This is a genomic window from Rhodococcus sp. C26F (assembly GCF_053345925.1).
In genome coordinates, this window is the sequence record NZ_JBKFBA010000035.1 from 38,117 (window position 1) to 49,326 (window position 11,210).

The 11,210-nt window shown below is 69.8% G+C and carries 10 protein-coding genes; 7 read left to right on the plus strand and 3 right to left on the minus strand.

The genetic code is table 11. From position 1 onward, the window contains the following. Positions 1–1,257, plus strand: a 1,257-nt coding sequence (gene gatA / locus ACLBYD_RS24740; RefSeq protein ID WP_447818496.1) for an Asp-tRNA(Asn)/Glu-tRNA(Gln) amidotransferase subunit GatA, incomplete at its 5' end; no start/stop codon positions are given. A gap of 83 nt (positions 1,258–1,340) precedes the next feature. Here gatA and ACLBYD_RS24745 read toward each other — a convergent pair. Beyond that, complete coding sequence (locus ACLBYD_RS24745) at positions 1,341–2,642, minus strand: alpha/beta-hydrolase family protein (RefSeq protein ID WP_447818497.1); 1,302 nt, start codon at positions 2,640–2,642, stop codon at positions 1,341–1,343. Further along, positions 2,639–3,250, minus strand: coding sequence for a hypothetical protein (locus tag ACLBYD_RS24750; RefSeq protein ID WP_447818498.1), 612 nt, complete (start codon positions 3,248–3,250; stop codon positions 2,639–2,641). The genes ACLBYD_RS24745 and ACLBYD_RS24750 overlap by 4 nt, the downstream gene beginning before the upstream one ends. Positions 3,251–3,417: 167 nt before the next feature. On the opposite strand from ACLBYD_RS24750, the gene ACLBYD_RS24755 reads away from it, so the two are divergent. The 5 genes from ACLBYD_RS24755 to ACLBYD_RS24775 all read left to right on the plus strand — a co-directional run bounded on the left by ACLBYD_RS24755 (position 3,418) and on the right by ACLBYD_RS24775 (position 9,188). Continuing rightward, complete coding sequence (locus tag ACLBYD_RS24755; RefSeq protein WP_447818506.1) at positions 3,418–4,584, plus strand: sensor histidine kinase; 1,167 nt, start codon at positions 3,418–3,420, stop codon at positions 4,582–4,584. A gap of 11 nt (positions 4,585–4,595) precedes the next feature. After that, positions 4,596–5,273, plus strand: coding sequence for a response regulator (locus ACLBYD_RS24760; RefSeq protein WP_016691187.1), 678 nt, complete (start codon positions 4,596–4,598; stop codon positions 5,271–5,273). Between the two features lie 104 nt (positions 5,274–5,377). Further along, positions 5,378–6,406 (plus strand): 6-phosphofructokinase, encoded by a 1,029-nt coding sequence (locus tag ACLBYD_RS24765; RefSeq protein ID WP_447818499.1) that lies wholly within the window; start codon positions 5,378–5,380, stop codon positions 6,404–6,406. Positions 6,407–6,448: 42 nt separating this feature from the next. Then, positions 6,449–7,957 carry an Asp-tRNA(Asn)/Glu-tRNA(Gln) amidotransferase subunit GatB gene (gatB, locus tag ACLBYD_RS24770; RefSeq protein ID WP_024101389.1) on the plus strand — a complete coding sequence of 503 codons (1,509 nt, stop codon included), beginning with the start codon at positions 6,449–6,451 and terminating at the stop codon, positions 7,955–7,957. A 25-nt stretch (positions 7,958–7,982) separates the two neighbouring features. Next, a complete protein-coding gene (locus ACLBYD_RS24775) occupies positions 7,983–9,188 on the plus strand; it encodes a cation:proton antiporter (protein ID WP_447818500.1) in 1,206 nt (401 codons plus the stop codon). Here ACLBYD_RS24775 and ACLBYD_RS24780 read toward each other — a convergent pair whose 3' ends face one another. Further along, positions 9,189–10,334: a PQQ-dependent sugar dehydrogenase gene (locus ACLBYD_RS24780; RefSeq protein WP_447818501.1), complete on the minus strand. Its 1,146-nt coding sequence runs from the start codon at positions 10,332–10,334 to the stop codon at positions 9,189–9,191. A gap of 77 nt (positions 10,335–10,411) precedes the next feature. Between ACLBYD_RS24780 and ACLBYD_RS24785 the strand changes: the two genes are divergently transcribed. Beyond that, complete coding sequence (locus tag ACLBYD_RS24785) at positions 10,412–11,173, plus strand: DoxX family protein (protein WP_447818502.1); 762 nt, start codon at positions 10,412–10,414, stop codon at positions 11,171–11,173. Positions 11,174–11,210 lie beyond the last annotated feature (37 nt).

The following is an 11,210-nucleotide window of genomic DNA, read 5'->3' on the forward strand; positions in this document are numbered from 1 at the left end:
CTCGCGGGTGTGCCGCTCGCGCTCAAGGACGTGTTCACCACCACGGACATGCCCACCACGTGCGGTTCGAAGATCCTCGAGGGCTGGGTCTCGCCCTACGACGCGACGCTCACCACGAAGCTGCGCGAGGCCGGGATCCCCATCCTCGGCAAGACCAACATGGACGAGTTCGCGATGGGTTCGTCCACCGAGAACTCGGCTTACGGCCCCACCCGCAACCCGTGGGACACCAGCCGTATCCCGGGTGGCTCCGGTGGCGGTTCCGCTGCGGCGCTCGCGTCGTACCAGGCACCCCTCGCGATCGGCACCGACACCGGTGGCTCGATCCGCCAGCCCGCCGCCGTCACCGCCACCGTCGGCACCAAGCCCACCTACGGCACGGTCTCGCGGTACGGCCTGGTCGCCTGCGCGTCGTCGCTCGACCAGGGTGGCCCCTGCGGCCGCACCGTCCTCGACACGGCACTGCTGCACGAGGTCATCGCCGGGCACGATCCGCGCGACTCGACGTCGGTGAACGCCCCCGTGCGTCCCGTCGTGGAGGCGGCGCGTCAGGGTGCGGCCGGCGACCTGAAGGGCCTGAAGGTCGGCGTGGTCAAGGAGCTGCACTCCGACAGCTACCAGCCCGGCGTGCTCTCGTCGTTCGATGCGGCGGTCGAGATGCTCACGAAGCTCGGCGCGGAGGTCGTCGAGGTGTCGTGCCCGCACTTCGAGTACGCGCTCGCCTCGTACTATCTGATCCTGCCGTCGGAGGTCTCCTCCAACCTGGCCCGCTTCGACGCCATGCGGTACGGCATGCGCGTCGACGACGGCACGATGAGTGCCGAGCAGGTCATGGCCGCGACCCGCGCCGCCGGTTTCGGCAAGGAGGTCAAGCGCCGCATCATGATCGGCACCTACGCGCTGTCCTCCGGCTACTACGAGGCCTACTACGGTCAGGCCCTCAAGGTCCGGACGCTCATCGCGCAGGACTTCGACAAGGCCTACGAGCAGGTCGACGTGCTGGTCTCGCCCACGAGCCCGTTCACGCCGTGGAAGCTCGGCGAGAAGGTCGACGATCCGCTGGCGATGTACCTGTCCGATCTGTGCACGCTCCCGACCAACCTCGCGGGACACTGCGCGATGTCGGTGCCGTCCGGTCTCTCGGCGGACGACGGTCTTCCCGTCGGCCTGCAGATCATGGCCCCGGCTCTCGCCGACGAGCGTCTGTACCGGGTGGGTGCGGCCTTCGAGGCGGCACGAGGACCCATCGTCGCCTGATCCTTTCCCCACCGCGACCCGCCGTGCCGTTCGTCGGCCGGCGGGTCGCGGCGTATCCGGACGCCAATCCATCCGGATGCGATCTATCCGTGGGCGGAGGTGCACCGCGCCTGATCGTCGCCGTAGCGATGACCATGACCGGGTGCGGCCTCGAGCGAGGTGAGCAGGTCCACCGTCGTGTTCACGAACGACACCACCGGCAGCCATGGCGGGATCGGGGCATCGGCGCGCGCATGCGACAGCTCCGGCGGCGACCACAGCAGCGACGGTCGCCACCACACCACAGGGTCGGAAGTGTTCGCCCGGACACTCGCGCCGTCGGTGCGGACACCCGCGGGCGGCCCCGCGAGGAACAGTGCACACGGCTCGGGTTCGTCGTCGAAGACGGCGCTCGCGCCGGTCGCTCCCAGGGACTGCCCGTAGACGTGCAGAGTGGGACGTTGTTCGTCGGGCAGCGTGGACAGGTGCGCTCGCAGTGCGGTGACGAGCGCCCGGGCCTCCTCCTCCGCGGCACCGCGGTCGAGGACGAAGGCCGCCCAGCTCGGCATGTCCGAGTACTGCTGGGCGACGATGGCGAGATCGTCGCCCCACCGGTTCTCGAAGCCGCGGACCGCAGCGGCATCGACCCAGCCCGAGCCGGTCGGCACGGCCACCACGAGATGCGGTCGGTCGAAGGCTCTCGCCCGGCGGAGTTCGTCCACCGCGAACTCCGCGCGCGCGGACGGATCCGGCGCGGCGGACAACGGTACGTAGATCCGGATCGGCGATCCCTCGGCAGGCAGGGACACGAACTTCTGCCCCTCGCGGCCCAACCGGTTCCACGACACCGCTGATCCCGCACCGCCCGACAGCCCCGTCGAAAGGGCGGTGGGGGAGGCGACCGTGTCGATCGTCCCTCCGGGGGAGAACGCCACCGTGGCTGTGCCGATCCCGACCGTGGCGCCGATCCCGACCGTGGCGCCGATCGCCAGCGTCACGGCGACGGCCACCGCCACCCGGCGCCGCAACAGGAGATGCACGAGGCGTGGAACGGCGAGCAGCGCTGCGACGACCACGATCGCGACCGCCAGTGCCTCGAACCACCAGCGCACATCCACAGCAGGGACCGACATCGCCTCGCGCAGACCGTTCTGCCACCGATGCGCACCGGCTGCCGCGACCAGCACGACGGACCCGCCGACGAGCGCGACCGGCACACGCAGTTCCGGCCTCGCGGGCCGCGGAGGTCGCCCGGTCCGCCGTCGCGCGGTCACGACGAGACGGAGCACCGTCAGCGCGATCACGACGAACAAACCTGTGACGACGCCCTGCGCGACCGACTGCCGCGGCAGCAGGGGAGGGGCGAGGGAGATCACCGTCGCGAGAACCACCGTGAGGACCGTCATCGCCGCACCTTTCGTGCCGTGAAGCCCAGGGCGACCGAGCCCGCAGCGACGGCCAGGGCCCACGGCGATTCCGCGACAGGCGTCCGGTGACCCTGTCGCCACGAATTGAATTCCACTGCTGCAGAAGAGATCCCTGCGACCGGCATGCACGACGCGATGTCGGGTTCGGAACGGCAGACGGTGTCGAGATGTCGCGCGAACAGCCCGTCGAGGTCGCGCCGGGCATCGGTGACCAGCTCGCCACCGGTGATGTGGGCGTACCGCAGGAGGTCGTATCCGAGATCGTGGACCCGGCATGCCGATTCGAACGCCGCCGGCACCGGAACCGGCGTGGAGCAGTCACCCTCCGGATCGGCGAGGACGGTCGTTCCGTCCGCCCACTGTTCGACGATCGGCGTGTACCCCATCACGGCGGTGAAATCGGTCGGCAGGGACGACAGTGCTCGCTCCGCGTCGTCGGCGACGAGCGCCGTCACCGTCGCTGCGGTCGCGGCGTCTTCCGTCGGGGGCGCGGCGGAGTGGGCGAGCGCCCCCGGCACGGCGGCATATGTTGCGGTGGCGAGGAAGGCGACCGACGCGACTCGGACCACTGCGGATTTCACTGTCATGCCGGCGACGCTAGGAACGCGCAGCCCTGCACCGGACCCCGCGCCGGAGCGATCTCGATCAGGCCGGCACCACCTGCAGAGCTACGCGGATCTCACCCCCAGGTATGAGGACAGTCGAGACCGAGGCTCCTAGCGTGGGTGAGGTGAAAGAGCTTGCGAAGTCCGGCGTGAGAACCGCGGGACGCCTGGGCCGGGGACGGTGGAGCGTCGTCACCGTGGTCACCGTGACGTTGATCCTCTATGCGATCGCGTGGCCGACGCTGCCCCTGACCCACGACATCTCCCCGCCGCTGTTGCCGCTGATCTCGGGGATGGCGGTGTTCCCGTTCCTCCTCGTGCTCGTCCGGCCGGCTCTGGGGTGGGCGGTGGCCGCGGCGGCCGGACTCGTCATCCCGATAGCGTTCGACCTGGTTCCCGGCTACGACTATCCGTGGCAGGTCGTGCACATCCTGGTGATGCTTGCGCTGGTGTTCGCCGTTGCGATCCGCGAGGAGATCCGCCTCGTGCTGGTCGTGTGGGTCGCGACCGTCCTGTTGTTCGCGGCGTTCGTTCCCGGCCGCAACGGCTGGGGATGGGGCATCGGTATCACCGCCGTCGTCGTCTTCGGGTTGCTGGTGCGCTGGCTGCTGATCTCCCGACGGCAACTCGCCCGGGAGGAGGAGGTCAGCGAGCTCGAACGTGCGCGTCGAGCCATCCTCGAGGAGAAGGCACACATCGCACGCGACCTGCACGACATCGTCGCCCACCACATGTCGATGATCGTCGTGCAGGCACAGAGCGCCCCCTACCGGCTTCCGGACGTGAACGACGACGTGCGCGCCGAATTCGACGCCCTCGGTGCAACCGCGCGGGAGGCACTGAACGAGGTCCGCACCCTGCTCGGGGTGCTCCGCAGCGACGGGCAACTCCCCGAGCACGAACCCCAGCCGGGTCTCGATCGCATCGACGACCTGTTCGAGTCCTCGCGTCGCGCGGGGATGTTGCTCGAGACCCGAATCGACGGAGTGCCGGGGCGTGTCTCCGACGGTGTCGGCCTGACGGTCTACCGGATCCTGCAGGAGTCGCTCGCGAACGCGGCCCGGCACGCTCCCGGTGCCCGCGTGTGCGCGCGGCTGCTGTGGGAGCCGGCGACCGTCACGGTGGAGGTGACCAACGGACAGGCGTCGGTCGACGACCTCGTCGCCACCGTTCGGCCGTCGGACCGCAGCGGCGGCAACGGAATCCTGGGCATGGTCGAACGCGCGTCCGTCGTGGGCGGACAACTCGTCGCCCATCCCCGACCCGGCGGAGGTTTCGAGGTCCGAGCGGTTCTCCCGGTGCTGACCGGGGCCTAAGGTGGGTGCCGATGACCGAACCGCACCCTCCCATCACCGTGTTCATCGCCGACGACCAGGCCATGGTCCGGCAGGGCTTCGGAGCACTGCTCGGGGCCCAGCCCGACATCAGCGTCGTCGGCGATGCCCCTGACGGTCGAGCGGCCGTCTCGGAGGTCGCGCGACTGCGGCCCGACGTCGTCCTCATGGACGTGCGCATGCCCGAGATGAACGGTCTCGACGCGGCGCGGCACATCCTCGCCGACACCCGTGAGCCGCGGTCGAAGGTGCTCATGCTCACCACCTTCGATCTCGACGACTACGTCTACGAGGCGCTGGGGATGGGAGCGAGCGGGTTCCTGCTCAAGGACGCCCCCGCCGACGAACTCGTGCGGGCCGTGAGGGTGGTCGCCGACGGACAGGCACTGCTCGCGCCGACCGTCACCCGTCGCCTCATCGCCGACGTCACCAGCCGGCGCCGGCCGGCGAGAGGGCGCGACCGCGTCCTCGATCCGCTGACCCCGCGCGAACTCGAGGTGCTCGAACTGATCGCGCACGGCCTGTCGAACACCGAGATCGCGGAGCGGTTGTTCGTCGCCGAGCAGACCGTGAAGACCCACGTCGGCAAGGTTCTCGCGAAGCTGCACCTGCGCGACCGGGCACAGGCCGTGGTGCTCGCCTACGAGTCCGGTCTCGTCACACCCGGTTGAATCGGGCTGCCGTCGCGACTGCGAACGGGCAGGATTGGCACTGCAGCACCGGTCCGGGCATGCCGGTTCGGTGCGGTACTGGTCCATCCGACGGGAGGTAGTGCGTGACGAGGATCGGAATTCTCACCAGTGGCGGGGACTGCCCCGGTCTCAACGCGGTCATCCGCGGTGCGGTGCTCAAGGGGACCGAGGTCCACGGACAGGAGTTCGTCGGATTCCTCGACGGCTGGCGCGGTCTCGTCGAGGGCGATGTGATCCCGTTGGACCGCAGCCGTGTTCGCGGTCTCGCCCAGCAGGGTGGCACGATCCTCGGCACGAGCCGGTTCGGTCCGTACCAGGGACCCGACGGTGGGGCGCAGAACATCCAGAAGACCCTCGACCGCCTCGGGATCGACGCCGTGATCGCCATCGGGGGAGAGGGCACCGCCGCCGCCTCGAAGCGACTGTTCGGTGAAGGGATCCGCATCGTCGGTGTGCCGAAGACGATCGACAACGACCTCAGTCACACCGACTACACCTTCGGTTTCGACACGGCCGTCGAGATCGCGACGGTGGCGATCGACCGCCTCCGCACCACCGGCAACTCCCACAAGCGGTGCATGGTGCTCGAGGTCATGGGCCGGCACGCCGGATGGATCGCGCTGCACGCGGGCACCGCGGGCGGCGCACACGCCATCCTCATCCCCGAACAGCCCGAGAGCCTCGAACAGATCTGCGAGTGGGTGATGAGTGTTCGCAACCGCGGACGTTCGCCGATGGTCGTCGTCGCGGAGGGCTTCACACTCCCCGAGATGGAGGAGGCGTACTCCACCAAGGGACTCGACGGATTCGACCGGCCGCGTCTCGGCGGTATCGCGGAGGTGCTCGCACCGCTCATCGAGGAACACACCGGCATCGAAGCCCGCGCGACGGTGCTCGGCCACATCCAACGAGGCGGTGTCCCCACGGCATTCGACCGGGTGCTCGCCACGCGACTCGGCATGGCGGTGACCGATCTCGTCGCCGAGGAGGACTGGGGTCACATGGTCGCGCTGCACGGCACCGACATCGCCCGGGTCGATTTCGACGAGCTCGCCGAACCGAAGTACGTGCCCGACGAGCGCTATCAGGAGATGCGGATCCTGTTCGGGTGAGGCCGCGCGTCGGCACTCCCGGCGCCGTCTAAAATCGACACCATGACTGCCTCCGTGTCCGCTGACCTGCTCGCCTACGACGACGTGCTCGCGAAGTTCGAGCCCGTGATGGGCATGGAGGTGCACGTCGAGCTGCACACCGCCACCAAGATGTTCTGTGGCTGCCCGACCGCCTTCGGTGCCGAACCCAACACGCAGGTGTGCCCGGTCTGCCTCGGTCTGCCGGGGGCACTGCCCGTCGTCAACCAGGCCGCGGTCGAGTCCGCGATCCGCATCGGCCTCGCGCTGAACTGCTCGATCACCCCGTGGGGTCGCTTCGCGCGGAAGAACTACTTCTACCCGGATCAGCCGAAGAACTACCAGATCTCGCAGTACGACGAGCCGATCGCCACCGACGGATATCTCGACGTCGTGCTCGACGACGGCACCACCTGGCGCGTCGACATCGAGCGCGCGCACATGGAAGAGGACACCGGCAAGTCGCTGCACGTCGGTGGCGCCACCGGTCGCATCCACGGTGCGAGCCACTCGCTGCTCGACTACAACCGCGCCGGTGTGCCGCTCGTCGAGATCGTCACCAAGCCGATCGTCGGTGCCGGCGAGCGCGCCCCCGAGGTCGCCCGCGCCTACGTCACCGCCCTGCGCGACCTGCTCGAGGCACTCGACGTCTCCGACGTCCGCATGGACCAGGGTTCGATGCGGTGCGACGCGAACATCTCGCTGATGCCCATCGGCGCGAAGGAGTTCGGTACCCGCACCGAGACGAAGAACGTCAACTCTCTCAAGTCCGTCGAGGTGGCCGTGCGCTACGAGATGCGGCGCCAGGCGGCCGTGCTGGTCTCCGGTGGTGAGGTGATCCAGGAGACCCGGCACTTCCAGGAGGCCGACGGCACCACCTCGCCCGGTCGCCGCAAGGAGACCGCAGAGGACTACCGCTACTTCCCGGAGCCCGACCTCGAGCCGATCGCGCCCGACGCCGCCTGGGTCGAGGAGCTGCGGGCGACGCTGCCCGAGCTGCCGTGGCTGCGCCGGGCACGCATCCAGGCCGACTGGGGTGTCTCCGACGAGGAGATGCGCGACCTCGTCAACGCCGGTGCGCTCGATCTCGTCATCGCGACCACCGAGGCCGGCGCCCCCGCTTCGGAGGCCCGCTCGTGGTGGGTCGCCTACCTGGCCCAGCAGGCCAACACCCGCGGTGTCGAACTCGCCGAACTGCCTATCACGCCCGAGCAGGTCGCCCGCGTCATCGCGCTGGTGGCCGACGGCAAGCTGACGAACAAGCTGGCCCGTCAGGTCGTCGACGGTGTGCTCGCCGGTGAGGGCGAGCCCGACGAGGTGGTCGCCGCTCGCGGTCTCGAGGTCGTGCGCGACGATTCGGCGCTGCAGGCCGCGGTCGACGCCGCGCTGGCCGCCAACCCCGACATCGCCGACAAGATCCGCTCCGGCAAGGTCCAGGCGGCCGGCAAGATCGTCGGCGACGTCATGAAGGCCACTCGCGGACAGGCCGATCCGGCGCGCGTGAAGGAACTCGTCATCGCCGCGTGCAGTTGATCTTGCGCGGCTAGAGTAGCGGCGCATGGACGCTGCTGTAGCCACCTCGCTGTTCTGGATCGCCGTCGCGGCGGTGCTGGCACCGCTGATCGCCGGCGCCGTTCCGCGACGGCTGGTCCCCGAGGTCGTGCTGCTGCTGGTGGCCGGTGTCCTCATCGGCCCCTACGCGCTCGACCTCGCGGAGACGGGCAGCGAGATCGGCATCTTGCGCGAACTCGGCCTGGGGATGCTCTTCCTGCTCGCCGGATACGAGATCGACCCGGCCGAGTTGCGCGGGCGGGGTGGGCGCCGAGCGATGCTCACCTGGTGCGTGTGCATGCTGTTGGCGCTCGGCACCGTCGCCGCACTGGGAGCGGCAGGTCAGGTGCACGCCGAGATCGCCGTGGCGATCGCCCTGACGTCCACGGCGCTGGGGACGCTCCTGCCGATCCTCGCCGACCGCGGGCTCGTCGCAACCCCACTCGGACGCTCGGTGCTCAACCACGGTGCGTTCGGGGAGCTGCTACCCGTCGTGGCCATGGCGACCCTGCTCGGTGCGCGCGGCGCACTCGGCTCGCTGATCGTCCTGCTGGCGTTCGCGGTCGTGGCCGTCGTCGTCGCCGTGCTGCCGACCTGGATCCTGCGGGAAGGTTCACGGTTCACCCAGTTCGTCCGGCTCGGCTCCGACACCACCGCCCAGATCCCGGTGCGACTGACGATGCTGCTGCTCGTCGGACTCATCGCCGTCGCCGCCGTCTTCGATCTCGACATCATCCTCGGGGCCTTCGCGGCCGGCTTCATCCTGCGCCGCACGATCCCGGCGGGCGACGAGCGGCTCGAGAAGAAGCTCGACGGTCTGGGCTACGGCTTCCTCATCCCGATCTTCTTCGTCACCTCGGGCATGGCGATCGACGTCGGTGCCGTCGTGAGTGCCCCGGGGATCCTGCTGGCATTCCTCGGATTGCTCGTCCTGGTGCGGGGTGTGCCGGTGTTCGTCGCGTCGCGCCTCGAACGTGACGAGACCGGAAAGCGGATGTTCGGAACCGCGGAGCAGTTGCAGATCGCCCTGTACTCGACGACGGGGCTTCCCCTGATCGTCGCGGTCACGGGCGTGGCGGTGAGTGCAGATCAGATGTCGAACGCGAGCGCGTCGATCCTCGTGGCGGCGGGCGCCGTCACCGTCCTCGTGCTCCCGATGCTCGCGGGACTGCTCCACCGCACCGAACCGGCGGAGACGCCGGAGCGGGCGTGATCAGTCGAATCCACCGCCACCGGCCGGGAACTGGATGCGGACGACGCGATCGTCGTTCGGTCCCGGTTCGGCGCCGGACTTGTTGACCGTCGAGACCCACAGCAGGCCGTCGGGCGACGACGCGGCGCCGCGCAGCATGCCGTAGCGGTCCTCCGCCGCGAGGACGGGCGACGCCGTGACCGCTCCGGTGCCCGGATCGGTGGCGACGACCGCGACGGCCTTCGCGTCGGTGAGCGAGATCGCGATCCCGTCGGAGGCCGCTGCGCACCCGGCAACACCGGGCCGCTCGGGCCACGTCCAGGCCGGGCCGGTGCCGGTCGATCCGTCGACCCCGACCCGCTGGAGCCGGTCCTCGAGGGGAGTGCGGTCGGTGACCCACAGATTGCCGTTGGGGTCGCGGCACACATCGCCCGCGGTGCCGATGCCCGACAACATCACCGATGGGGCGGGTGCCGCGCCGGGGGCGGGGAGCGGCAGGTTCAGGAGCTTGCCGGACAGGACGTTCGGATCGTTTGCGGCGGCTGCGTTTCCGGCGTCGCCGGTCAGGACGGCGAGTTCGGTGGGTGAGACGAACTCGATGGCGCCGGAGTTGCCCGTCGCGCCGCGGGGGATCCCCGTCAGCACGTCCTTGGGAGTGTCACCCGCGGCGATGCGGACCACGCGGTTGTCGGAGGCCGTGGTGATGTAGGCGTAGAGCAGCCGGTCCTCGGCGAAAGTGGGGGAGAGCGCCACGTCCAGCAGCCCACCGTCCCCGGAGCCGTCGACCGGGATGGTCGCGATCTCCACCGGTTCGGTCTCCGGTGCGACCTGCAGTATCCGGCCCGTCCGACGCTCGGTGACGAGCGCGGAGTTGCCGTCGGGCATCGTCACCAGGCCGCCGGTGACGTCGAGGCAGGTCGCGATCACGGACGGATCGGGATCGACACAGGGCCCCGGCGGCTTGGGGGAGGCGCTCGGCGTCGTCGTCTCGGTGGGGTCCTGGGGCCCGACGCCCGGTCCCGGATCGAAGGTGGGCTCAGGAGTGAACGGGCTCGACGCGGAGTCGTCGAAGCGGGCGCAGGACGGGACGGCGAGGACTCCGACGGCGAGCACCGCCGCTGCCGCACGTACGCCCCACGAACCCGTCCACCGCGTACCCCGTGTCATGCCGCAAACGTTACCGGCACGACGCGCGCACCCGCGGATGCCGGGTGCGGGGACGGTCACGGGCATAGGCTGAGAGCGTGGCCGACAACAAGAACGGTGGCATACCGGACGCGGGTTCGAATCCCTACGGCGACCAGCCCGACGAACACACACTCGAGATGCGCCGACCACGCGAGTCGTATCTCGGATCCGACGACGACTTCGGCGCAGGCGGAACTCCCCTCGGCAGCGACGCCTACGCTGCTCCCACCGAGCAGATGTACCGGCCGGAGCCGGTCTACGGTGCGGATACCGGTGGCGCGGTGGTCGCCGGCGAACAGGCCCCGGCGAAGGTGCGCCGCGGAACGCTCGACCTCGGTCTGTTCGTCCTGCGGGCGGCGGTCGGGGCGATCCTCGTCGCCCACGGACTGCAGAAGCTGGTGGGTCTGTGGAACGGGCCGGGCCTCGACGGTTTCGAGTCGTTGCTCCGCGATGCGGGATACCGACAGCCCGCCGTGCTCGCGATCGTCGGCGCGGTCGGTGAGATCGCGGCCGGAGGACTGCTCGTCCTCGGTCTGCTCACCCCGTTCGCCGCTGCCGCGATCGTCGCGATCATGGTCAACGCCGTGCTGTTCAAGCACGAACTCGAACCGGGCGTCCAGTTCTTCGCCGCCGAATCGTCGGGCTTCGAATTCGAGGCCCTCCTCGTGGCCTGCGCGGTGGCGGTCACCCTCACCGGACCGGGACGCATCGCGATCGACGGACGACGCGGCTGGGCGACACGTCCGTTCCTGGGTTCGTTCGTCGTGCTGCTGCTGGGTGTGGCGGCCGGCGTGTGCCTGTGGATCTTCGGACGCTGAGACACCGCAAGCCGGACATTACAAAGGGCGAGGGCCC

What these genes read in the sequence shown, in the direction of transcription:
- ACLBYD_RS24780 (WP_447818501.1), bottom strand. Translation starts at nt 10,334, where the DNA reads ATGACACGGGGTACGCGGTGGACGGGTTCGTGGGGCGTACGTGCGGCA.
- ACLBYD_RS24750 (WP_447818498.1), bottom strand. Translation starts at nt 3,250, where the DNA reads ATGACAGTGAAATCCGCAGTGGTCCGAGTCGCGTCGGTCGCCTTCCTC.
- ACLBYD_RS24760 (WP_016691187.1), top strand. Translation starts at nt 4,596, where the DNA reads ATGACCGAACCGCACCCTCCCATCACCGTGTTCATCGCCGACGACCAG.
- ACLBYD_RS24745 (WP_447818497.1), bottom strand. Translation starts at nt 2,642, where the DNA reads ATGACGGTCCTCACGGTGGTTCTCGCGACGGTGATCTCCCTCGCCCCT.
- ACLBYD_RS24775 (WP_447818500.1), top strand. Translation starts at nt 7,983, where the DNA reads ATGGACGCTGCTGTAGCCACCTCGCTGTTCTGGATCGCCGTCGCGGCG.
- gatB (WP_024101389.1), top strand. Translation starts at nt 6,449, where the DNA reads ATGACTGCCTCCGTGTCCGCTGACCTGCTCGCCTACGACGACGTGCTC.